The sequence below is a fragment of the Endobacterium cereale genome (assembly GCF_009617585.1).
GTDB lineage: Bacteria > Pseudomonadota > Alphaproteobacteria > Rhizobiales > Rhizobiaceae > Neorhizobium > Neorhizobium cereale.
Window position 1 is genome coordinate 303,880 of record NZ_WIXI01000044.1, and the last position, 22,222, is coordinate 326,101.

The window sequence follows — 22,222 nt, forward strand, 5'->3', positions numbered from 1 at the left end:
TCTTGTTCGTTGTGTGGCGTGTGTTCGGTTCGCTGTTCTGCTGGTGCTTGGCCCTTGGCGTTGCGGGTGGGGCTTGCCCCTCACCCCCGCCTCCGCTTTGCTCGGCGGCCCCTCTCCCCGCAGGCGGGGCGAGGGGATCGGCGAGGTTGCGGCATGTCCCTTCTCCCCGTGATCACGGGGAGAAGGTGCCGGCAGGCGGATGAGGGGCAGGCTCCTTGTTGCAGTGTCAGCGTTTGTATGTCGGCGTGATGAACGGCAGCGTTGCCACCGTCATGGCCAAAAATTTGCCGCGCACTTCGGCATAAACTGTGGTGCCGGCGGCGGTGTGCGATACCGGCAGATAACCCATGGCGACCGGGCTTTCGACGGTGGGGCCAAAGGTGCCGGAGGTAACTTCGCCGAGTTCGGTCTTGCCTTCCGCATCGGCAAACAGCTTGGCGTGGCTGCGCACCGGCGCCTTGCCTTCGGGCTTCAGGCCCACACGACGGCGGGTAGTGCCGTTTGCGAGTTCGCCAAGAATGCGCTCTGCGCCCGGAAAACCGCCTTCGCGGTCGCCGCCGGCTTTGCGGGCCTTTTGCAGCGCCCATTCGAGCGAGGCTTCGATCGGGGAAGTGGTGGTGTCGATATCGTTTCCATAGAGACACAGACCGGCTTCGAGGCGAAGCGAGTCGCGGGCGCCGAGGCCGATGGCTTCGCAGTCCGGGTGTTCGAGCAGAGCGTTGGCGACTTCTACGGCGTGGGCTTCCGGTACGGAAATCTCAAAACCATCCTCGCCGGAATAACCGGAGCGGGAGATGATGCAGGGCACGTCGTGCAACGGCACTTCGACCACGTCCATGAACTTCATGGCGGAAACGCCGGCCCAGAGTTCGGCCAGAACCGCTTCGGCGCGGGGACCTTGCAGGGCGATCAGTGCGCGGTCTTCGAGAAGGGTGACGTCGCAATCGGTCAGGTTCGCCTTCATGTGGGCGAGGTCCTGATCCTTGCAGGCGGCGTTGACGACGACCAGCAGATGATCGCCGCGATTGGTGATCATCAGGTCGTCGAGGATGTTGCCGTTTGCGTCGGTGAAAAAGCCGTAGCGCTGACGACCTTCCTTCAGGCCGAGAATATCGACGGGAACCAGCTTTTCCAATGCGAGCGCCGCGTCGGCATATTCGCCGGACTTTGCCTTCACGATGACCTGGCCCATATGGGAGACATCGAACAGGCCGGCAGCGGCGCGGGTGTGAAGATGTTCCTTCATGACGCCGAGCGGATATTGCACCGGCATGTCATAACCCGCGAACGGCACCATTTTCGCACCAAGCGAAACGTGCAGGGCGTGCAGCGGGGTGGTTTTCAAAACGGATTGATCGTCCAAAAAGACGCCTCCAGGTTTTTGGCACGCACTGAATGAAAATCAGCTCGCACGCCGGCTCAGATCAGGACGCGGGTTTGCCGCGTCGGTTTCGAGCCCCCTCTGTCCTTTTCGCCTGAGATTGTTATCCCTTCGGCGAGCCCCCGGTTAAACGGTTGCTTCTCTCCAGAGTTCCTGCAGTCTTCCCGTGGTCCTTTTGCCTGAGAGTTTCCGGGGCGGTTGCTCCTTCGGCTCCGCACTGAAGCGGTTTCTCCCTACGGGTCGATCGGCATTATCGATGAAGCCATAGGCTTGGCAAGTGGCAAAGGTCGCAACTGACGAATTATTTGTCGCGGCGTGATGGCATTCGCCCGATGCGATTTTTGGGGCCGGGAACATTTGGCCGTTGGCTCGCATTGAGGCGGCATTGCCGCTCATGTCGTTTCAGAAGGGAAATTCGATGTCACGCCTATTAACCGTTCCGGCCATCCTGACCGCAGCCATCGTTTTGCCGGCGTTGCTGCCGGTGAGTGCGCAGGCCGCCGATATGGTGCGCTGGCAAGAGCCGCCGCGTGAACGGGTCGTCCGGCAGAAACCTGCACGGCGGGTGGTGCGCACGGCCTATCGCGAGGCCCGTGCTTACGAGTGCGAATATCTGCGCATCGATTACAGAGAAGGGCGCAGAGAAATTGTGCGCAATTGCCACCGTCCGGTGTTTTGACTGTACAGGAGTTACGCTTCTTTCGTCATCCTCGGGCTTTTCCCGAGGATCTGCTGAGCGTGATGGTTGACGTGGTTAGGTCCTCGAGGCAAGCCCGCGGATGACGGCGAGGTAAAAGAACGTCTTACTCGTCCAGTTCGCGGTAAGCGGCCTCGACGTGTCGGAACGTCGTCTGCTGTTGTGGCGGATGATCCGAGATCATGACGTCCACGGAAATATTGGCGGGGGGGATCAGGCCCGGTTCCTCGATCTCGCCAACATTCTGGGCGCGACGAAGATTTCGGTCGGCATCCTTCTGGATACGCTTCACCTGCTCCTTGGAGCCGACATGATGGACCACACGCACATTTTCCAGCGCATAGGCGGCAAAATTGGCATTGACGGGTATGACGGTGGACATGACGCTTGAACTCCCTGTGGGTGAAAACGTATGCTCGACCTCTTGGTTCCGACTTAAACGGTGACTTCGCATTTTAGCGAATCCCCGCTTTTCCAGTGTTTTATCAGGATTTTGACGTGAATTCCATGCTTGTTGTAGCCGCTGGTGGCGCTGTCGGCTCGGTGTTCCGATATCTTGTCGGCATATGGGCTGTCCGGTTGTTCGGTACCGCTTTTCCGTGGGGTACGCTGGCGATCAATGTTGTCGGCTCTTTTGTCATCGGATTGCTGGCGGAAATGATTGCACGCCGGTTCGGCGGCTCGACAGAGATGCGGCTTCTGCTGGTGACGGGACTGTGCGGTGGGTTCACCACCTTTTCGTCCTTCTCGCTCGAATTCGTCGGGCTGGTCGAGCGGGGTGCCATGCCGCTTGCCGTTTCCTATCTCGCAGCAAGTGTTATCCTTGCGATCGGAGCGACATTTTTCGGCCTGTTCGTTGGCCGCATAGCGTTTTGAACGCGGCTGAGGTCGATTTGCACTTCCGTTAGACCCGCCTGATGCTCTAAAGGCTGGCGCAAAGGCCGCGTTCGGCCATCCCAGCTAATGGGCCAAAACAATAAGAAAGAGTTCCGATGGCAGGCATCGAGCATATCTCCGTCGAGGCGGACGAAGCGGGCATGCGCCTCGACCGCTGGTTCAAGACACGTTATCCGGGCCTCGGTTTCGGGCCGCTGCAAAAGCTGCTGCGCTCCGGTCAGGTGCGTGTCGATGGTGGTCGCGTGAAGACCGATACGCGCGTGCAGCCGGGGCAGGTGGTGCGCGTGCCGCCGATGGATACGGATGCCAAAAAGGGTCCGATCGCCGGCAAGGATCTGAAACACAGCAGCGATTACGAGCTTCTGCAGCGCATGGTGCTGCATGAGGACGACAAGGTGATCGTGCTGAACAAACCCGCCGGTCTTGCCGTGCAGGGCGGTTCCGGCGTGACCCGCCATATCGACCAGATGCTGGATGCCTGGACCAACAATCGGGGTGAAAAACCGCGTCTGGTGCACCGCCTCGACCGTGACACATCCGGTGTGCTGGTGATTGCCCGCACGCGTGGCGCGGCACAGAAGCTGACGGCGGCTTTTCGCGAGCGTGACACTAAAAAGACCTATTGGGCGCTGGTGAAGGGCGTGCCGCGTAAACGTTCCGACAAGCTTTCGACATGGCTGGTCAAGGAACAGACGCCGGATGGCGACCGCATGCGCATCGCCAAGCATGGTGAGGCGGACGCCGATCACGCCGTGTCTTATTACCGCGTGCTGGAAACGGCGGCGCAGGCACTGTCATGGCTGGAGATGGAGCCCTATACCGGCCGTACGCACCAGTTGCGTGTGCATGCGCTGCATATCGGCCACCCGATCATTGGCGATCCCAAATATCAGGATGACGAACTCAACTGGCCGTTTCCGGGCGGCATCCAGAAGAAGCTGCATCTGCATGCGCGCCATATCGACATTCCGCATCCCAATGGCGGGCGTCTGCGCATAACCGCGCCTCTGCCGCCGCACATGGTACAGAGCTGGAACCTGCTTGGTTTCGACATGGAAAATGGCGCGCGGGACGACGACGAATGAAACTCGTTCTCTTCGATTGCGACGGCACGCTGGTGGATAGCGCCGGCCTGATCCACGAGACCATGCGCCGCACGTTTCTGGCTTTCGACAAGCCGGAACCGTCTTTCGAGGAGACCAAGGCGATCATCGGCCTGACGCTCGATATCGCCATTGCCCGCATGCAGGGCAAACAGCATGCCGATGACGAAGCCGTGGCGATGATGGCGCATTACAAATCACTGTTTTCGGTGGTGCGCGCCGACCTCGATTTCAAGGAACCGCTGTTTCCCGGCATTCGCGAATTGATCGATACAATTGGTCCGCGCGATGATCTGCTGATCGGTGCCGTCACCGGCAAGTCGCGTCGCGGGCTTGATCTGGTGATGTCGACACACGGGTTCGACAAATATTTCGTCGTTGGTCGCACCGCCGACGATTGCCCGTCGAAACCGCATCCGGCCATGGTGACCGAATGCTGCGACGTGATGGGCGTGAAACCTGCCGATACGCTTGTGATCGGTGATGCCATTTACGATATGCAGATGGCGAAGGCCGCCGGCGCCACCGCGATCGGTGTCGACTGGGGTTATTGCGTCGTGCCCGAGCTGATTGCCGCCGGCGCCGACCATATCGTCCACCATCCACGCGAACTGCTGCCACTGATCGGCTGAGGTTATTTTGATGCGCGACATTCTTTCCGACACGAATATCGAACTCACCCACGAAGATCCGACGCGGCGCGCGCAGATCCAGATGGCGAAGCCGCTTCCGAAGCGTTTTTACAAGGACGTGACGGTCTCCGCGTCTGATGATGGTCACGCCATCCATCTCGACGGTCGTGCAGTAAAGACGCCGGCAAAAAACCAGCTTGTAGCGCCGACTGCGGCACTGGGCGAACTTCTGCGCGGCGAATGGGATGGACAGACGGAAGTCATCAATCCGGCCACCATGCCGATCACCCGCCTCGTGAATACCGCGATCGACGGCATTGCCAGCGATCCGCAGGCGGTGGTCGAAGACATGCTGCGCTTTTCGGCCAGCGATGCGCTGTGTTACCGCGCCGACCAGCCGGAGGGGCTGGTGGAGCGTCAGCGGGCGCAGTGGGACCCGGTGCTGGATTGGGCGGCCGATGATCTTGGCGCGCGTTTCAGCCTGATCGAAGGCATCATGCCGCAGGAGCAGCCCCGCGAGGCAATTGCCGCTTTTGGCGCACGGCTGCGCAACCACGATCACCCGGTGGCGCTGGCGGCGCTGCACACGATCACGTCGCTCACCGGTTCGGCCATTCTGGCGCTGGCCTTTGCCGAAGGCCGTTTGTCGATGGACGAGGCATGGGCGCTTGCCCATCTCGACGAGGACTGGACGATCGAGCACTGGGGTACGGATGAAGAAGCCGAAGCGCGCCGCGCCAATCGGTACATCGACATGACCGCTGCGGCGCAGAGCTTTCAGGCGCTGAAATCCTAATCGAATTGGTTGGTATTTAACCGAATTCTAACCGTGAAAGCGGATCATTCCGGATGTGTCGTCATCCGGGCTTTGTATCCATGTTCCGCTCCGCCTGCCGCCTTCTGGTCATTTCTGCCGCCGTGCTTCCGCTGATGTCGTTCAGCATGAAGACCGCGGAAAATACGCGTGCCAATGGGCCGGTTTATGACGTGCGTGGCTCGTTCGTGGCCGCCAAACCCGATATTCCTGCGGCGCTTGTTGCGGGCACTGACCGGCGTGTCGATGCCGCCATCCGCGCCACAGTGCGCAGCATGTCGTTACCGCGCGCAATCCTGACTGTGCGCATAACACGCGCGGGTGGGCTGCCGATCCTGTTCGGACGTCGTCATGAAGCCAAGGTGACGGTGGATGCGACATCGGTGACGACCGGCGAACGGATTGCCAGCGCAACGTTTACGGTTTCGACCACTGTCTTCGGCAAGGACAACAGTGTCGAAGACGCGTTGGCGGCCAAGATCGCTGATCGGATCGCTGCCGAGTTCAAGCTGGATGGCGGGCGCCCGACGACGATTGCTTCGGCCCTTGCTGGCCGTTGAGTTTTGCCAAGGTGGGACAGTTTCGCTAAGTCGATTGATTTCCTGATAATTTAGGTTGAGTTTGACATCTGCCAATTTCGGCAGGGCGCTTGATGTGCGCGATTCTCGTCAGGGAGAGAGAAATGCAGTTTTTTGACAGTTTGGGTGCGTATCGCCCGCAGGCGCTGGCCGTGCTGCGGATCATCGCAGCGCTGCTGTTCATCGAACACGGTACGATGAAGCTGTTCGGGTTTCCGGCGGCGATGGGCGAGGGCGCTTTGCCGCCGCTGATGCTGATTGCGGCGCTTCTGGAGGTGGTCGGCGGTGCGCTTCTGGTGAGCGGCCTGTTCACGCGGCCGGTGGCCTTCATTCTTGCCGGTCAGATGGCCGTGGCCTATTTCATGGCGCACGCGTCGAAAGGCTTTTGGCCGGCCCTGAACGGCGGCGAGCCGGCTATCCTGTTCTGCTTTATCTTCCTGTATCTGGTCTGCGCCGGCCCGGGTGCGTGGGCGCTTGACAAGCGCTGAATGCAAAAACGCCCGCGCTGTTTTTCGGCGCGGGCGTTTTCGATCGCGTCGTTTTGACCAGGATCAGCCGAGGCGCTCAGCGTGCCAGCGCAGGTGGTCGTCCATGAAGGTCGAGATGAAATAATAGGAATGGTCGTAACGCTCGTGCATGCGCAGCGTCAGCCCGATGTCGGTGCCCTTGATCGCGTCTTCGAACAGTTTCGGGCGCAGGCCGGTTTCAAGGAAACTGTCGGCGGTGCCCTGGTCGATCAGAAATTCCGGGAAGCGGGCGCCGTCTTTGACCAGCGCGCAGGCATCATATTGGCGCCATGCCGCCTGATCGGGTCCGAGATATTTTTCCAGAGCAGGCGCAGACCAGTCGGCCGTAGACGGTTCGACGATCGGAGCAAAGGCAGAGCAGCTCTTGAAGCGTTCTGGGTTTTTCAGCGCGATCGTCATGGCGCCATGGCCGCCCATGGAGTGGCCAAAAATGCCCTGACGGGACATGTCCATGCGAAAATGCTGGCTGGCGAAATTGGGCAGTTCTTCCGTGATGTAGGTGTACATCTGGTAGTGTTCGGCCCAGGGCTTTTCGGTGGCATCGAGATAGAAACCGGCACCCTTGCCCATCTGCCAGTTGGTGACCTCGTCGGCCACATCGCTGCCGCGCGGGCTGGTGTCCGGGCAGACGATGATGAGGCCGAGTTCGGCGGCGAGACGACGGTATTCGCCCTTTTCCATGACGTTGGCGTGGGTGCAGGTGAGGCCGGAAAGATACCAGAGAACCGGGCGGGGCTCGCTGATCGCCTGCGGCGGCACGAAGACGGCGAAGGTCATCTCGCATTTCAGCGCTTCCGAATCATGGGCGAACACGCCCTGCATGCCGCCAAAGGCGGTGTTCTGGGAGAGGACCTTCATCGTCGGGTTCCTTATTTTCGGGTTCAGCTTGCCAGCGAAACGACGGCATTGACTGCAGCGGCTACCAGCACGGTGTTGAAAAAGAAAGACACGACCGAGTGCAGAAGGTTGATTTTGCGCATATCAGTCGCGGTGATCTCCACATCCGATGTCTGGGCGGTCATGCCGATAATGTAGGAAAAATAAAGGAAATCGTAGGCTCCGGGACGTTCCGTGCCGGGAAAATCCAGGCCGCCAGCCGGTCTGTCATCACTCATGTCGCCGGGGCGCCAGTAAAGATGGGCGTAATGCAGGGCGAACATGGTGTGGATGGAAAACCAGCCGAGAATGACCGCCGCAAAACCGATGGAGACATCAATAATGCCGGAGGGCTGCTTGTCGTTCAGCGCCTCGAACAGGGTGACGAGGGCCACCACGGCTGCAATCAGGGTGACCGCGAGGATAATCGGCGCAGGCTCGTCGGTATTCTGGCCGCTCGCTTCGAAGCGGTCGGCATCGAGATGCGGGATGCGCTCGGCGATCAGGCCGAGATAGATGACGAAAAACGTGATGGCGGACAAGGCGGCTGCGAGGTCGGGTACGAGCCAGATCAGCGCGGGCAGGGCGACAATCGCGGTGATGGCGGCGACGAAGAACGGGCCATGACGATGGTGTCGCCATTTCCACCATGGAGGATTGCCCTTGCTGTCCGACATTCGAGACCTTCCCGGTTTCTTCCCTCAAGCGTACTGCGGTCCCTCGGGTCTACTTGTTGCGCTTCAGATCCTTTAGTTCGCAGATTTGGCTCGGCGGCAGAACCTGTCCAGTGTTTCCAGAAACTTTGAGCGGTCACGCGGCGAAAAGGCGGCGTTGTAGCCCTTGCTTTCGCCGGTCTCGCGCAGATGCTGGCCGAGATCACGCATGGCGCTGGCCATGCCGATATTGGCCTCATCGAAGACGCGGCCTGTCGGGCCGGTGACAAGAGAGCCATTGGCAACGCAGCGAACGGCGAGCGGCACATCGGCGGTTATGACGATATCGTTCTGTCCGGCATGCTCGGCGATCCAGTCATCGGCGGCATCGAAACTGGCTGAGACGATGACATTTTTCACCATCGGATCACGTGATGGTCGAAGACCGGAATTGGCGACAAAGGTGACTTCGAGATTATGGCGTTCGGCCACTTTCAGGATTTCCGGCTTCACCGGGCAGGCATCGGCATCAACGTAGATTTGCGGCATGGGCTCATTCGTTGGCGTGGTCATGGTGATTTCTCTAGCGCTATGCCGGAAATCCATCAATCCTCAGGGTTGAAAGGAAATGTAATCATGCTTTGTTTCCTGTCATGGCTGCGCCTATACTGAATGCAACAACCTCGGAGCAAATGCATTCCCGAAGAAGCGGAATTTCCGAAACATTTGATTGGTTACATGTCGTCCATCATCGATGGCATGCAGGTGTTGAACGCTCAGATCGGCAGAAACATCGAAACGAGCGTGCGCTTTGAAGCCGAATTGTTCAAGATCAACCGGCAGTACAATACGTTGACGGATATGGTCTTCGGCATGCAGGGCGAGATGCGGCAGGGGTTTTTGGCGGTCGATCGTCAGTTTGAGGCCATTGAACGCCGGTTTGATGCGGTCGACCAGAGATTTGATAACAGCGATGAACGGTTTGCTGCCCTTCAAATCAGGCTGGACGCCATTTTGCGCCGCTTGGATGAGGTTGAGAGCATCAGCCATGAGAGTGCCGACATTATCAAAGAACTGCGGATAGACAGCAATCGTCAGCACAATGAGGTTCTGAATGCCTTGCAGATCGGCCTGCAGAACAAGACGGCGCTGGAAGAATTGACTGAACGCGTGGCCGAACTCGAGCGTCGCCTGTCATCGCTGTGACTTTCGCGGCCCCCGTATGAGGCCGCGAAAGCCTTTTTATCGCTATTACGCAGATTTGGGCCGCCGCACCATGTCCACATGCGGAATGCCATCTTCCAGATATTCTTCCGAGGTTCGCTCGAAACCAAGCGAGCCGTAAAATTTCTGCAGATGCGCCTGTGCGGAAATCTCGATCGCCTCGCCGGGATAGGCCTTTTCGCATTCCACGATGGCTTCACGCATCAGCGCATCGCCCAGTCGTTTTCCTCGATGGTCAGGCGAGACGGCGACGCGGCCGATGCGCGGCAGAACGTCTGGCGACGGACGCCAGAGACGCGCGCAGGCGAGCAGATCCGCGCGATCGAACAGGCGCAGATGCAGGCAGTCGAGGTCGTTGCCGTCGAGTTCGGGATAGGCGCATTCCTGCTCGACGACAAAGACATCCACGCGCATTTTCAGCATGGCGTAGAGATCGACGGCGGAGAACTCTTCCAGTCTCCGCACGTCGGTCGTGTAGGTGGGTAGGGCGGTCAATAGACCACCACGCCGCGGATGCTTTCACCCGAATGCATCAGCTCGAAACCCTTGTTGATGTCCTCGAGCGGCATCGTGTGGGTGATCATCGGGTCGATCTGGATCTTGCCTTCCATGTACCAGTCGACGATTTTTGGCACATCGGTACGGCCACGCGCGCCGCCAAAGGCCGTGCCCATCCAGTTGCGGCCCGTAACCAGCTGGAACGGACGCGTCGAAATTTCCTGGCCGGCACCCGCAACACCTATGATGACGGATTTGCCCCAGCCGCGATGCGAACTTTCCAGTGCCTGACGCATGACCTTTGTATTGCCAGTGCAATCGAACGTGTAGTCGGCACCGCCGATCAGGTCGCCGTTCCGCTTCGTCATGTTGACGAGGTAAATCGTCACCGACTTCCTTCGGATTGACGAAATGCGTCATCCCGAACTTTTCGCCCCAGGCCTTGCGGTCGTTGTTGATGTCGACGCCGATGATCATGTCGGCGCCGGCAAGGCGCAGACCCTGCAGCACGTTGAGGCCGATGCCGCCGAGACCGAAGACGATCGCCGTCGAGCCGATCTCGACCTTGGCCGTATTGATGACCGCGCCGATGCCGGTGGTGACGCCGCAGCCGATATAACAAACCTTGTCGAACGGCGCGTCTGGATTGATCTTGGCAAGCGCGATCTCCGGCAGGACCGTAAAATTCGCGAAGGTAGAGCAGCCCATGTAGTGGTGGATCTTGTCCTTGCCGATGGAGAAGCGCGAGGTGCCGTCCGGCATCACGCCTTGCCCTTGCGTCGAGCGGATCGAGGTGCAGAGATTGGTCTTGCGCGAGGTGCAGGAATAACATTCGCGGCATTCCGGCGTGTAGAGCGGAATGACGTGATCGCCCTTTTTCAGCGAGGTGACGCCGGGGCCGACATCGACCACAACGCCCGCACCTTCATGGCCGAGAATGGCCGGAAACAGGCCTTCCGGATCGGCGCCGGAAAGCGTGAAATCGTCGGTATGGCAGATACCGGTGGCCTTGACCTCGATCAGCACTTCGCCGGCCTTGGGGCCGTCCAGCTGAACCGTCATCACTTCCAGCGGCTTGCCGGCCTGAACGGCGACTGCGGCGCGTACGTCCATCCTGTCTCTCCTAGCTATCTGTCAGAATCTGCTCGCACTTTCGCACATGCAGCTACCAAAGCTCAAGCCGGATAGTCGTAATTCCGCGATGACCTCAAAGATCGATCAGCGGCACCTGCGCTGCGGCCGTTTTCGGCACGACACCGCTGCGACGCGGATCGTCGAGAACTTCGACCATGATCTTGTACGGAGTGAAGCCCATGCGCTTGTAGAACGGCAGTGCGGACGGCGAGTCGAGGTGGCAGGTGTGGACCCAGAACCGTTCGATCGGCCGTGCCCATGCCTTGTCGATGGCATGGTTCATGAGGAAGCGTCCGGCACCCTTGCCGGTCGAATCGGGGACAAGACCGAAATAGGCGAGTTCGCATTCGTTGTCGTGGCGGAAGTCCAGTTCCAGCAGGCCGATGCGGCGACCGGAATCCTTGAGGATATAGATGGCGACACGCGGGTCGTTGAGTATCGAGGCCAGTCGCTCGTCGCTCATTGTCAGTCGTGCGGACCAGAGCCATTCGGCGCCGATATTGCGAAAGAGTTCGCGATACTCTTCGAGATCCGGCTGATGCCAATGCCGTAGCGTGAGGGAATCCTCCGCCGAAGTGAATGGCAGGTCCGGCTTCTGGCGCATTTCCAGGCATGTGACAACGGTGGCGATCGTGCCGGCTGGCATATCGGAATAGCCGAGCGGGAGGATGGGGTTATCTGTTTTCATGGGATCCAGTCGGAAGCGTGGAATGGCGGTGTGTGCAATATCCGCAGACTAGCGGAAGATCATTTGGCATGCGTTAACAACGGCGTATGAATGAATGGCCACGGCGGAATAAAGTCCAAAGCCGGCCATCAGTCGCTCTGCCGCATTCATCGGCTCCAGTTCGTCGCGCATGACATTCGTGCGAAAACCGATCAGGCTGACGAGAGTGATGATGGCGAGGCCTGCCATGAGTGCCGGCACCGGGATGTTGATCTCGTAACCGACGAGCAGAACGATCATCGTGAGGATGAAACTGGAGAGGATTTGCATCCGGCGCCCCGGAAAGACCTGACGCACCACCTGGCCACCGTCGAATCGGGACATCGGCAGGAGGTTGAGCAGGTTGAACGCACCGAGAATGAGTAGGAGCAGCGCCGAGGGCATGTGCAGGGCGAAGGGCAATATGCCCGTACGAAAAGACGAAAGATTGTAGGCAAGAACAAGGATCGGTACGAGGAAGGCCGAGACGCCTGCACCCATCAGAGCGCAGGTGGCGATTTCGAACCGGCTTCGGTAAGGCCTGCCGCCCACGGCGATGCCGCCCAGCATGGGTACGAAAATCAGCATGACCCGCTCATGTCCAAACGCTCTGTAGGCGATGATATGTCCCAGTTCATGCAGGATGATGACGAGCGTCAGCAAAATCGATATCGCCAGGCCGTTTTCGGTCAAACCGAAAAACGGCCACAACATCAGGGTGGAAATGGTTGCAAGCGCGATCTGCGTCAGCGGATGGGTGAAAAGACTGCGCTCATATCGCTTGCCGGTCGCCAGCCAGCCTTCGAGCGCTGCCATTTCGCGCCGCATCGCAAAGAACCGAAACAGATAGAAGGCCAGACCACGATAATGATCGCTCTGGCTGAACGTGACGACGGCACCGCCTTGTGTTGGTTCAATGCGGCGATCGTCGTGGAACCTGTTCCAGAACGAATTGGCCAGCGTGCTGTCAGCCACGATCCGGGATGTGGCAGCATAGCCGCCCTCATCGTCAATGCGCTCGTCCACCACGTAAAGGCGACGCACCGGTTGGCCACGGCGGTCAGGATACCGCATGGACATTTCCATCTGGCCATCAGGCATGCCTTCCGACTGACCATGGCGCACGGCCGTGATGTCCGGGCTCCAATCGACCAGGTTGCCTTGAGGGCGGATCGCCTGACGAAGTCTTTTGGGATCGTGTGGTAATTGACGGCGCAGGGTGATGGTGCGCTGACCGATAGGCGCGGCCATCATCAGCCACAAAAGACCCAGATTGATCGCCACGAGCAGGATGATGGAAACGGTCGTCGTCAAGGCAGGCCACTCCAGCCGCGTGCCGCGGGGTCCGTTCGGGTTTGGCACACAATGGCACATGGATGTTCCGCTACCATTGAAGCGAAAGATCGCATTTGATGAATCGCGAATAAACGGACTTTTTCAAGCTGCCTGATGCGGGGTTTCCAGCGCCGGCGGACCGAAATCCTTCAGCCAGGCCGTTCTGCGGACGCCAGACCGTGGCTCGGGTCGCAATCTCAGCGATCCGATCAGGCTATTCCAGCCGGCGTGATGCATGGCGGGTTCGGCGATCGCATCAATGGCCTGAAGGATGTCGCGCTCCAATGCGGACAAGGCAAGGCGGCCGCCATCGCACGCACTTCGAATAACCCGCCAGAGGTAATGGAGATCGGCAAGATCAATGCCGACGCTGCGGCAAGGGCGGCTCAGCGCGTAGGCACTGCGGCTGTCGGGAGCAAGGCCAAGGCGCAGCTGCTCAAGAGCAAAGGCGTAGAGCCTTTCGGGAGCCGACATGGCCATGTCGAGCGCGTGCAGAACGATTTCAAGCTCCAGCGGCGTGTGAACCACATTGTCGACCGACAGAATCTCGATCAGCCAGCCGGCATTGGTGTCGTCCAGCCATCCGCGTGGATGCTGTCTGTGCACGGCATAGGCTGCGATGCTCTCGATAAGGTAACAATCCCATTGCGGGCATGAGGATGAGCAGGCTCGATGGATCGCCAAAAGCAGGCGCGCGTCGTCCTCGGTCCTGATCCCGTCGGAAAACGCATGCTTGCGCAACATCATAAGGTCGTCGACGTCGAGTCGACGTTTCCCGGCGATGACACATGCCGGGAAAGAAAAGCGGCCATCGCTCATCTTTGTCTCCGTTTCATCATGAAACTGAAATGGAGCATAAACGCGGAACGTTGAGGTCCCGACAATGAGCGCGGTTAACGAAAGGCAATCATTGTATTTCAGACCGCCTGCGACTGTGCCACCCTGATCCGCTCCCGCCAGATAATGAAGAGGCCGGAAGCAACGATGATGACAATACCGAGCCATTTCGAGGCGGTCGGAAAATCGCCGAAAAGCGCGTAACCGAGCACGGTGGCCGAAATGATTTCGAAATACTGGAAGGGTGCAAGAAGCGATAGCGGGGCAAGCCGGAAGGCCTGCACGACAACGAGATGAATGTAGCCGGAGATGGCGCCAAGGATGAGCAGAAGGACGAGGCCGAGCATGGAGGCGGGCAGGCTGATCTCAAAATCCGGCAGGGAAAGAGCATTTCCGGCGCCGAGTGCAGTGGCACAGAACAGTGTGCCGCCGAGACCGGCCATGGCCTGCATGACGAGTGGGCTGTCGCCTTCACCCAGTGCGCGGTTCATGAAGAGGTACAGGGTGAACAGGAAAGCGCACGCGACCGGCAGAAGCGCGGTCAATCCGAAAATCGCGTAGCTGGGCTGAATGACGATCATGGCGCCGCCGAAGCCGACGGCGATTGCTGTCCAGCGCCGCCAGCCGACGCGATCGCCCAGAAAAATCGCCGACATCAATGTCAGCATGAAGGGTTCCACGAAGTAGATGGCGAAGACGTCGGCAAGCGGCATGTATTTGACCGCGGTGAAGAACATCAGGCTGGCCGCGCCGTGGATTGCGCCGCGCAACAGGTTCATCCACGGACGCCTGATCTCGATACGGCCTCGGGTGGCGATCAGCATCAGTGGCAAGAGTGCGATGAGCTGAAAGAAGAAGCGATAGAATGTGACCTGACCGGGCGACATGGTTTCGAAGGTCGCCATGTATTTGGCGATCGCGTCCATGATCGGCAGGACAAGCATGCAGCCCGCCATGAGAGCCATGCCCCGGATCGGATTTTCGGTCATCGGTACGGTCATCTATCGGCCTTTTTATCCGTCAGGCATTCTGTGGAGCACAGCTGCCTGCGGCCTGCAAGGCCATGATAGACGGGATCAGGCGGCGACGATGCCTGCCTTTTCGCAGGCGAAATGCACGGCGGCGGAAATCGCGGCAAATTTTTCGGCCTGCCAGTTGTAATAGTCCTGAACGAGGACGGGCGAGATCCAGCATTCGCCACGGTTTGTCGCGCCCTGCCAGCCGATCAGCTGCTGTGTCTTGGCGCGCGAAAACAGCCGGACGGCATGCGTTGTCGAGACGACGTAGCGTTTGGCTATTTCGGTTGCCGACACATTTCCGATCCAGATCGGCTCCGAGCCGATATCGCCGGCCGGAACACGCGCGACGAGGTCGTGAATGATGCTGCTGCCGGAATCGGATTTGGTGAAGCCGGCAATGGTCTCCGGCGGATTGCGCCATTTGACATTGTGCAGCAGAAGGCGCGCAAAACGCGGCTGGGCGATGTGCAGCAGGCGCGGGTAGGCCGCAAGCAACGCGGCCCTGTTGCCGCCGTCCATACGGTCGAGGCCGCGCGAATGGGTGTCGAAATAAAAGCGGATCAATTGCTCCGTGTCCGTCGTGGCGCGGAATGCGCGGCTGCGACGGTCGCCTTCATCGAGGGGTTCGACGAAATTGTAGTGTCGCATCTCCACCAGAAAGGCGAGGACGGTATTTTTGCTGGCTGCCGGTGTGTTTTCGAAGAACCGCAAGAGATTGGTGGCGGTAACGCCCGGGTTGGCCGGGTCGAGCGTATGTTCCAGATGCAGCGCCATGGCGGCGTGACTGAGCATGAAGCGCTGGATATCGGCGACATAGCGAACGCGCTTGGGCAGCAGGCGGTGTGCTTCCAGCAATTCGGTGGCAGTGAGGTGCTGGCCATCGCGAAAACGCGGCAGGGCGACGAGCGCTTCGGCTTCGTATGCACGCGGCACATGGCTTGGAGCTGCGTTCTGGCTGGGTGCTGCGCTGCTGATGGGTGACATGTCAATCCCGGGAAATCTGGAGCCTCTGCCGTTTCGAAAATACTGCCGACAAAGTTGCAGTTTTATGGCACGACCGTCGGCATTGGCCAATGGCAACACGGCAATATCGTGAGCGTCCCGAAGCTAGGATAACGCATTAGGAAAGCTCGTCAAACCAAATGCTTTGCGAGGATTTCCTAATTTTAAGACGGTTTGCCGAATGTGCAGACCTGTTGCCGCGCATTCGGGCCAAGGCTCATTTAGGAGAAACGAGACACTGGTCTTTCTGCAGGCAAAGAAAAACCCGGCCGAAGCCGGGTTGATTTGGTGCGGTCGAGAAGACTCGAACTTCCACGGGTTGCCCCACAGCGACCTCAACGCTGCGCGTCTACCAATTCCGCCACGACCGCATCGTGGTAGAGCCGAACTTGTCCGGCGAGGGAGCATTTAGCAAAAGGATTTTGCGGGCACAAGGGGACCGTGACAGTTTTTTGAAGATAAAATCTGCCTGTGAATTCCTATATAGAGATGATAGGCAAAAAGTCCCGGCTTTGCAGGGGTTGTGGCCGCCAAGGCCTCGAAAAATATGGATAAAAAATATGTCGACGCGCACCGATCTCGATGTTTCGATGTTTCCCCAGGCAGGTTTTCCGCCGATCCGTTGGCGAATCTCGGACTGTCCCATCGGCTACGAGGACGCCGTAGCCGAAATGGAACGTGAAGTGGCGGCGATTGCGGAGGGAAAAGCCGACGAACTCATCTGGCTTCTGGAACATCCGTCGCTTTATACGGCCGGAACCAGCGCCAATGCCGCCGACCTGATCGAGCCCAATCGCTTCCCGGTGTTTTCCACAGGCCGGGGCGGCGAATACACTTACCATGGGCCGGGGCAGCGCGTGGCCTACGTGATGCTCGACCTCAAGCGCCGCCGCCCGGATGTGCGTGCCTATGTGGCGGCGCTGGAAGAGGTGATCATTCGCACCCTTGATTCCATGAACGTGCGTGGTGAGCGCCGCGAGGATCGCGTCGGCGTGTGGGTGAAGCGTCCGGAAAAGCCGCTTCTGTTCGATGGCAGCATGGCCGAGGACAAGATCGCCGCCTTCGGCATCCGTCTGCGCCGCTGGGTGAGTTTTCACGGGCTGGCGTTGAACGTGGAGCCGAATCTTTCCCATTTCGAGGGAATTGTGCCCTGTGGCATCAGCGGTTATGGCGTCACCAGCCTTGTCGACCTCGGCCTGCCGGTGATGATGACGGATGTCGATATCCGTTTGCGTGAGGCTTTTGAAAGCGTTTTTGGCGCGACGATGTCGGAAACGCTGCTGCAGGCGGAGGCGTCGTAAAAAGATTTCGGCCCGGATTTCCGGGCCGAATGTCTTAAAGCGTCTGCGCGGCGTTGATGGACGAAACGAACCGTTTCGTCCGCTCGTGCGTGGGTGCGCGAAACACCTGTTCGGCATTGCCGGTTTCCACCACCAGACCAGCTTCCAGAAATACCACGAGATTGGCGACCTGCGAGGCGAGGCGCAGGTCATGGGTTGCCATGACCATGGTCGTGCCTTCCTTGGCCAGCGTGCCGAGTACATCGACGACTTCGGCCGACAGTTCCGGGTCGAGCGCGGATGTGGGTTCGTCGCAGAGCAGGACTTTTGGCGAAGGCGCCAGCGCTCGGGCGATCGCCACGCGTTGCTGCTGGCCGCCGGAAAGGTTGGCGGGCCAGGCATCGGCCTTGTGGGCCATGCCGACCTTGGTCAGCAGTTCCATGGCGCGCGCCTTCGCCTTCTCGCGCGACCATTTCTGCACGACCAGCAGGCCTTCCATCACATTCTCGATTGCGGTGCGATGCGGGAAGAGCTGAAAATTCTGGAAGACCATTCCGGTCTGGCTGCGCAGTTTTTGCACGGACGACCATGCGGCTTTTTTGCCGGGCGAAAATGTTGCGACCTCGTCACCGATTCGCACGGTGCCGGCGGTCGGCTGTTCGAGCAGGTTGATACAGCGGAGCAGGGTGCTCTTGCCACCGCCGGACGGGCCGACGAGGGCGGTAACGCTGCCCTCTGGGAATGTCAGCGAGATATCTTTCAGGATAACGGCGTCGCCGAATTTCTTCTCGATGTGGGAAAGTTCGATCATCGGTTGGCCTCCAGCATGCCGCCGTAACGGGCGAATCGCACTTCCAGTCGCGATTGCAGGTGCGAGAGCACGGAACTCAGCGCCAGATAGATGATGGCAGCCTCGATATAGAGGATGAGCGGCTCATAGGTGGTGGCAACGATTCTTTGTGCCGATTGAAACAGTTCCGGCACGGTGATGGCGGCGGCAAGCGACGTGTCCTTCACCAGCGAAATAAATGTGTTCGACAGCGGCGGGACCGACACGCGACCGGCCTGCGGCAGGATGGTGCGACGCATGGCCTGGGACCAGTTCATACCGGTGGAATAAGCCGCTTCCCATTGGCCCTTGGGCACGGACGAAATGGCGGCGCGGATGATTTCAGACGTGTAGGCGCCGACATTGAGCGTGAAGCCGATGAGGGCCGCCGGAAAGGCATCGAGCAGGATGCCAATGCTGGGCAGGCCGTAGAAAATGACAAAAAGCTGCACCAGCAGCGGCGTGCCGCGAATGATCCAGACGTAGAAGCGGGCGATGGCGGCAACCGGCATCGGACCAAAGAGGCGGGCGACGGCGGTCAGGAGGCCGAGAGCCAGACCCAATGTGAAAGACAGAAGTGTCAGCGGGATGGTGAATTTGACGCCAGCCCAGAGCAGGGTGGGCAGCGAGTCCATCATCAATTGAAGCCAGTGCGGCACGGCGGAACCTCGATAAAAACGGGACGCCCGGCGATGATCGCCGGGCGCTCTATTGCTGTTATAATGGCTTAGTTTCCGCAGGCGGAATAGTCCGCTTGCCGTGTTCGCTTATTTGGAAACGTCGGCGCCGAAATATTTGTCGGAGATGGTCTTGTAGGTGCCATCGGCCTTGATGTCGGCGATCGCCTTGTTGATGGCGGCGACCAGTTCGTCATCGCCCTTGCGCACGATGATGCCGGAATAATCGGCGTCGGCCTTTTCAGCGACGATCTTTACCGGTGCCTGGGGCTGCTTCTTCTTGAAATCGAGGAAGGACAGGCTGTCATTGACGGTGGCTTCGGCGCGGCCGGTCAGGACGAGCTGGATCGACTGGTCGAAACCATCGGTGCCGACCAGTTCGGCGCCGGCAGCTTCGGCGAGCTTGCCAAAATTGCTGGTCAGCGACTGGGCCGACTTCTTGCCCTTGAGGTCTTCGAACGACTTGATGTCGCTGTTCTTCTCGCTGACGATCAGCACGGCCTTGGAGGCGATATAGGGCTCGGAGAAGGCATATTTCTGCTTGCGCGCTTCGGTGATGCCGACCTGGTTGATGACGGCGTCGTAACGCTTGACGTCGAGACCGGCGATCAGGCCATCCCACTTGCCTTCGACAAACTCGGCCTTGACGCCGAGCTGCTTGGCAACGGCTTCGCCGATTTCGACATCGAAACCGACCAGCTTGTTGGCGGCATCGTGGAAGGTGAATGGCGCGTAGGTGCCTTCGGTGCCGATCTTGATCACGCCGGCGGCCTTGATCTGATCGAGGTTTTCACCTGCGAGCGACGGAGTGATGGCGACAGCCTGCAGCACGGCGGCAGCGGCGATGGTTTTCAGCCAGTTCATTTTGCATTTCCTTGTCATCAGCCGGTCAGTCTGGCCGGTATTGGTTCGATGCCGTGTTATCTAGGAAAGCGTTGGTGTTTGCAGGAGAGGAAAGCGCTAAAAAATCAGGCATGTGAGAATATTTTGCTCATTTCCTGCCTGTCTTCGGATTCGCTTGAAAAGGGGGCCGCGATGAGCGGCCCTCAGCTTCCGAAAAGCTCAGACGGAGCGTGTCAGTCCACCATCGACCTTGAGGTTCTGGCCAGTGATATAACCCGCACCTTCAGACGCCAGGAAAGCGACGGTGGCGGCGATTTCGTCGCTGGTGCCGTAACGCTTCATCGGCACGCTGTCGCGGCGTTCGTCGGTGCCCGGCAGGCTGTCGATCCATCCGGGCAGCACGTTGTTGATGCGGATATTGTCGGCTGCATAGGTGTCGGCATAAATCTTGGTGTAGGAGGCGAGGCCGGCGCGGAAGACGGCCGAGGTCGGAAACATCGCCGCCGGTTCAAAAGCCCAGGCGGTGGAGATGTTGACGATGGCCCCGGATTTCTGGGCCTGCATGATCGGCGTCACGAGACGCACCGGGCGGATGACGTTCATCAGGTAAACGTCGAGGCCGGTGTGCCATTGTTCGTCGGTGATCTCCGTAATCTGCGCGCGCGGGCCGTGGCCGGCGCTGTTGACCAGCACGTCGATGCGGCCCCACTTGTCCGTTACCGTGTCCACGAGGCGCTTCATGTCGTCATTCGACTGGTTGGAGCCGGTGATGCCGATGCCACCGAGTTCGGAAGCCAGTGCCTCGCCCTTGCCGGAGGAGGAGAGGATGGCGACCTTGAAACCGTCGGCGGCAAGACGTCTTGCACTTGCAGCCCCCATGCCGCTGCCGCCGGCTGTGATGATCGCGACCTTTTCCGTTGCCATATTTTTCTCCTCGTCATGGGTTGCCGTTCGGGTGAGGAACCTAGCACCGCTTTTTCAGGCACGCGAGCGAGTTGGTTTGTCAGTGCTTGCAGAAAAACTGATGGCTGGGATGGCGCAGAAACGAAAAAGGGCCGCCCTTGCGGACGGCCCCTTGATGCAGATTGCTGATGCCGATCTTACGGCTTGGCGGCGATCGCAGCCTTGCCGGTTTCTGCTTCGTCTGCGTCGTCGGCGATCATGCTCTTGCCGTGGCGCTTGCGCCAGTCGCCGAGGAACAGCAGGATCGGAGCGGCGATGAAGACCGAGGAGAGCGCCGCAACCGCGATGCCGAACACCATCGGGATGGCGAAGCTGGACACGGCGCTGCCGCCCCAGATGGCCATCGGCAGCAACGACAGGAAGGCCGTCGCCGACGTGTAGAGGCTTCGTGCCAGCGTTTCGTTGATCGACTTGTCGATCAGGTCACGCAGCGGCATCTTCTTGTAGAGGCGCATGTTTTCACGCATGCGGTCATAAACCACGACCTTGTCGTTGACCGAATAACCGACCAGCGTCAGCACCGCCGCGATGGCCGTCAGGTTGAAGTCGAGACCGGTGATCGCGAAGAAGCCGACGGTCTTGGTGACGTCGAGGATCAGCGTGATCATGGCGCCGACCGCGAACGGCCATTCGAATCGCGCCCAGATATAGGCGGTCATCGCAAGGGCCGCGAGCGTCAGCGACAGGAAGCCGGCGATTGCAAGCTCGCCCGAAACCTTTGGTCCGACGACTTCGGTACGCTCGACCTTGGCAGTCGGGTCGATCTTGACCACTTCGGCCTTGAGAGCTTCAACCGCATTGGTCTGGGCCTGCTCGCCACCTTCCTGACGCTCGACGCGCACGAGAATGTGGTTGTTGCTGCCGAATTCCTGCAGCGCGACTTCACCGAACCCGAGTTCGTTGAGGCCCGAACGGAATTTGGCCAGGTCGGCTTCCTGCTGGGTGACGACTTCCATCTGGATACCGCCCTGGAAGTCGACGCCGTAATTGAGGCCCGGCTTGAAGAACAGCACGATCGAGGCGATCGACAGGATGACCGAGATGCCGATACCGATGAAACGGCCCTTCATGAAGGCGATATTGGTGCCATCCGGGACGAGGTTGATCGGCAGAAGCGGCTTGATATTGATCGTCTTCAGCTTCTTGCGGGCGGTGACGGCGATCATCAGCACGCGCACGACGGAAACGGCCGTGAACATCGAGATCATGATGCCGAGACCCATGGTGACGGCAAAACCGCGAACCGGGCCGGAGCCGAACCAGAACAGCAGAACGGTCGCGATCAGCGCCGTGACGTTACTGTCGACGATGGTGGAATAGGCGCGGGCAAAACCGGCGTCGATGGCGGCAAAGGCGCTCTTGCCTTTGCGAGTTTCTTCCTTGATGCGTTCGTTGATGAGAACGTTGGCGTCAACCGCAAGGCCGATGCCGAGAACGATACCGGCAATACCGGGAAGCGTCAGCGTCGAGCCGATCAGCGTCAGGCCGGCGAAGGTGAGGATGACGTTGATCATCAACGCGAAGTTGGCGAGGATGCCCCAGCTTCCATAGAGGAAGAAGATGAAGACAACGACGGCGGCAAAGCCGATGACGCCGGTGAAGAGACCCATTTCGATGGCGTCCGAACCGAGGTCGGCACCGACGGTGCGTTCTTCGATGACGGTCAGCTTGGCAGGCAGCGAGCCAGCGCGCAGAAGGGCGCCCAGCGTGTTGGCTT

25 protein-coding genes, 1 tRNA gene, 1 pseudogene and 2 riboswitches are annotated in these 22,222 nt (G+C 59.5%); of the genes and pseudogenes, 9 read left to right on the top strand and 18 right to left on the bottom strand.

Annotation, left to right across the window (positions count from 1 at the left end):
* Nucleotides 1–226 precede the first annotated feature (226 nt).
* Entirely contained in the window at nt 227–1,363 is a 1,137-nt protein-coding gene (gene gcvT / locus GAO09_RS15195; protein ID WP_153354830.1) for a glycine cleavage system aminomethyltransferase GcvT, read from the bottom strand.
* An 89-nt stretch (nt 1,364–1,452) separates the two neighbouring features.
* A riboswitch (glycine riboswitch) is annotated at nt 1,453–1,539 on the bottom strand.
* A riboswitch (glycine riboswitch) is annotated at nt 1,540–1,626 on the bottom strand.
* Between the two features lie 173 nt (nt 1,627–1,799).
* Between gcvT and GAO09_RS15200 the strand changes: the two genes are divergently transcribed.
* Nucleotides 1,800–2,060, top strand: a complete 261-nt coding sequence (locus GAO09_RS15200) for a hypothetical protein (protein WP_153354831.1) — start codon at nt 1,800–1,802, stop codon at nt 2,058–2,060.
* 124 nt (nt 2,061–2,184) lie between these two features.
* Here the strand turns inward: GAO09_RS15200 and GAO09_RS15205 are convergent, their stop codons facing one another.
* Complete coding sequence (locus GAO09_RS15205; protein WP_153354832.1) at nt 2,185–2,460, bottom strand: hypothetical protein; 276 nt, start codon at nt 2,458–2,460, stop codon at nt 2,185–2,187.
* Between the two features lie 125 nt (nt 2,461–2,585).
* On the opposite strand from GAO09_RS15205, the gene crcB reads away from it, so the two are divergent.
* The 6 genes from crcB (at nt 2,586) to GAO09_RS15235 (ending at nt 6,590) form a co-directional block, all read left to right on the top strand.
* Entirely contained in the window at nt 2,586–2,954 is a 369-nt protein-coding gene (crcB, locus tag GAO09_RS15210; RefSeq protein ID WP_153354889.1) for a fluoride efflux transporter CrcB, read from the top strand.
* A 116-nt stretch (nt 2,955–3,070) separates the two neighbouring features.
* On the top strand, nt 3,071–4,060 hold the full coding sequence (locus GAO09_RS15215) for an RluA family pseudouridine synthase (protein ID WP_153354833.1): 990 nt from the start codon (nt 3,071–3,073) through the stop codon (nt 4,058–4,060).
* Nucleotides 4,057–4,710 carry an HAD-IA family hydrolase gene (locus tag GAO09_RS15220; protein ID WP_153354834.1) on the top strand — a complete coding sequence of 218 codons (654 nt, stop codon included), beginning with the start codon at nt 4,057–4,059 and terminating at the stop codon, nt 4,708–4,710. Before GAO09_RS15215 ends, GAO09_RS15220 begins: the two co-directional genes overlap by 4 nt.
* Before the next feature lie 10 nt (nt 4,711–4,720).
* Nucleotides 4,721–5,506 carry an ATP12 family chaperone protein gene (locus tag GAO09_RS15225; protein ID WP_153354835.1) on the top strand — a complete coding sequence of 262 codons (786 nt, stop codon included), beginning with the start codon at nt 4,721–4,723 and terminating at the stop codon, nt 5,504–5,506.
* Nucleotides 5,507–5,586: 80 nt separating this feature from the next.
* Nucleotides 5,587–6,084 (top strand): hypothetical protein, encoded by a 498-nt coding sequence (locus GAO09_RS15230; RefSeq protein ID WP_153354836.1) that lies wholly within the window; start codon nt 5,587–5,589, stop codon nt 6,082–6,084.
* Nucleotides 6,085–6,206: 122 nt separating this feature from the next.
* Nucleotides 6,207–6,590 (top strand): DoxX family protein, encoded by a 384-nt coding sequence (locus GAO09_RS15235; RefSeq protein ID WP_153354837.1) that lies wholly within the window; start codon nt 6,207–6,209, stop codon nt 6,588–6,590.
* A 63-nt stretch (nt 6,591–6,653) separates the two neighbouring features.
* Here GAO09_RS15235 and fghA read toward each other — a convergent pair whose 3' ends face one another.
* The 3 genes from fghA to GAO09_RS15250 all read right to left on the bottom strand — a co-directional run bounded on the left by fghA (nt 6,654) and on the right by GAO09_RS15250 (nt 8,731).
* Entirely contained in the window at nt 6,654–7,487 is an 834-nt protein-coding gene (gene fghA, locus GAO09_RS15240) for an S-formylglutathione hydrolase (RefSeq protein WP_153354838.1), read from the bottom strand.
* A 23-nt stretch (nt 7,488–7,510) separates the two neighbouring features.
* Nucleotides 7,511–8,182 carry a DUF1345 domain-containing protein gene (locus tag GAO09_RS15245; RefSeq protein ID WP_153354839.1) on the bottom strand — a complete coding sequence of 224 codons (672 nt, stop codon included), beginning with the start codon at nt 8,180–8,182 and terminating at the stop codon, nt 7,511–7,513.
* Nucleotides 8,183–8,254: 72 nt separating this feature from the next.
* Nucleotides 8,255–8,731: a YaiI/YqxD family protein gene (locus tag GAO09_RS15250; protein WP_235938167.1), complete on the bottom strand. Its 477-nt coding sequence runs from the start codon at nt 8,729–8,731 to the stop codon at nt 8,255–8,257.
* A 165-nt stretch (nt 8,732–8,896) separates the two neighbouring features.
* Between GAO09_RS15250 and GAO09_RS15255 the strand changes: the two genes are divergently transcribed.
* Nucleotides 8,897–9,364 (top strand): hypothetical protein, encoded by a 468-nt coding sequence (locus GAO09_RS15255; protein WP_153354840.1) that lies wholly within the window; start codon nt 8,897–8,899, stop codon nt 9,362–9,364.
* A 45-nt stretch (nt 9,365–9,409) separates the two neighbouring features.
* Here the strand turns inward: GAO09_RS15255 and GAO09_RS15260 are convergent, their stop codons facing one another.
* The 8 genes and pseudogenes from GAO09_RS15260 to GAO09_RS15295 form a co-directional block, all read right to left on the bottom strand.
* Nucleotides 9,410–9,877 carry a GNAT family N-acetyltransferase gene (locus tag GAO09_RS15260; protein ID WP_153354841.1) on the bottom strand — a complete coding sequence of 156 codons (468 nt, stop codon included), beginning with the start codon at nt 9,875–9,877 and terminating at the stop codon, nt 9,410–9,412.
* A pseudogene (locus GAO09_RS15265) lies at nt 9,874–10,993 on the bottom strand (S-(hydroxymethyl)glutathione dehydrogenase/class III alcohol dehydrogenase). The gene GAO09_RS15260 and the pseudogene GAO09_RS15265 overlap by 4 nt, the downstream one beginning before the upstream one ends.
* A gap of 94 nt (nt 10,994–11,087) precedes the next feature.
* Nucleotides 11,088–11,702 (bottom strand): GNAT family N-acetyltransferase, encoded by a 615-nt coding sequence (locus tag GAO09_RS15270; RefSeq protein WP_153354842.1) that lies wholly within the window; start codon nt 11,700–11,702, stop codon nt 11,088–11,090.
* Between the two features lie 48 nt (nt 11,703–11,750).
* A complete protein-coding gene (locus tag GAO09_RS15275; RefSeq protein WP_153354843.1) occupies nt 11,751–13,034 on the bottom strand; it encodes a zinc metalloprotease in 1,284 nt (427 codons plus the stop codon).
* Nucleotides 13,035–13,157: 123 nt separating this feature from the next.
* The gene (locus GAO09_RS15280) at nt 13,158–13,874 is read right to left on the bottom strand and encodes a hypothetical protein (RefSeq protein WP_153354844.1); all 717 of its coding nucleotides are present in this window, start codon (nt 13,872–13,874) and stop codon (nt 13,158–13,160) included.
* Between the two features lie 98 nt (nt 13,875–13,972).
* Nucleotides 13,973–14,893, bottom strand: coding sequence for a DMT family transporter (locus GAO09_RS15285; RefSeq protein WP_235938168.1), 921 nt, complete (start codon nt 14,891–14,893; stop codon nt 13,973–13,975).
* A 75-nt stretch (nt 14,894–14,968) separates the two neighbouring features.
* Complete coding sequence (locus GAO09_RS15290) at nt 14,969–15,895, bottom strand: hypothetical protein (protein WP_153354845.1); 927 nt, start codon at nt 15,893–15,895, stop codon at nt 14,969–14,971.
* A gap of 304 nt (nt 15,896–16,199) precedes the next feature.
* Nucleotides 16,200–16,284: transfer RNA gene (locus GAO09_RS15295), tRNA-Leu, on the bottom strand.
* A 189-nt stretch (nt 16,285–16,473) separates the two neighbouring features.
* On the opposite strand from GAO09_RS15295, the gene lipB reads away from it, so the two are divergent.
* Complete coding sequence (lipB, locus tag GAO09_RS15300) at nt 16,474–17,214, top strand: lipoyl(octanoyl) transferase LipB (protein ID WP_153354846.1); 741 nt, start codon at nt 16,474–16,476, stop codon at nt 17,212–17,214.
* 34 nt (nt 17,215–17,248) lie between these two features.
* Here the strand turns inward: lipB and GAO09_RS15305 are convergent, their stop codons facing one another.
* From GAO09_RS15305 to secF, 5 genes are all read right to left on the bottom strand, one after another.
* On the bottom strand, nt 17,249–18,004 hold the full coding sequence (locus GAO09_RS15305) for an amino acid ABC transporter ATP-binding protein (protein ID WP_153354847.1): 756 nt from the start codon (nt 18,002–18,004) through the stop codon (nt 17,249–17,251).
* Nucleotides 18,001–18,681, bottom strand: coding sequence for an amino acid ABC transporter permease (locus GAO09_RS15310; RefSeq protein ID WP_324184711.1), 681 nt, complete (start codon nt 18,679–18,681; stop codon nt 18,001–18,003). The genes GAO09_RS15305 and GAO09_RS15310 overlap by 4 nt, the downstream gene beginning before the upstream one ends.
* 108 nt (nt 18,682–18,789) lie before the next feature.
* The gene (locus GAO09_RS15315; protein ID WP_153354849.1) at nt 18,790–19,563 is read right to left on the bottom strand and encodes an amino acid ABC transporter substrate-binding protein; all 774 of its coding nucleotides are present in this window, start codon (nt 19,561–19,563) and stop codon (nt 18,790–18,792) included.
* Between the two features lie 198 nt (nt 19,564–19,761).
* Nucleotides 19,762–20,466: an SDR family oxidoreductase gene (locus GAO09_RS15320; RefSeq protein WP_153354850.1), complete on the bottom strand. Its 705-nt coding sequence runs from the start codon at nt 20,464–20,466 to the stop codon at nt 19,762–19,764.
* Between the two features lie 176 nt (nt 20,467–20,642).
* Nucleotides 20,643–22,222 (bottom strand): protein translocase subunit SecF (gene secF / locus GAO09_RS15325; protein ID WP_153354851.1); only part of this gene is annotated, 1,580 nt, incomplete at its 5' end.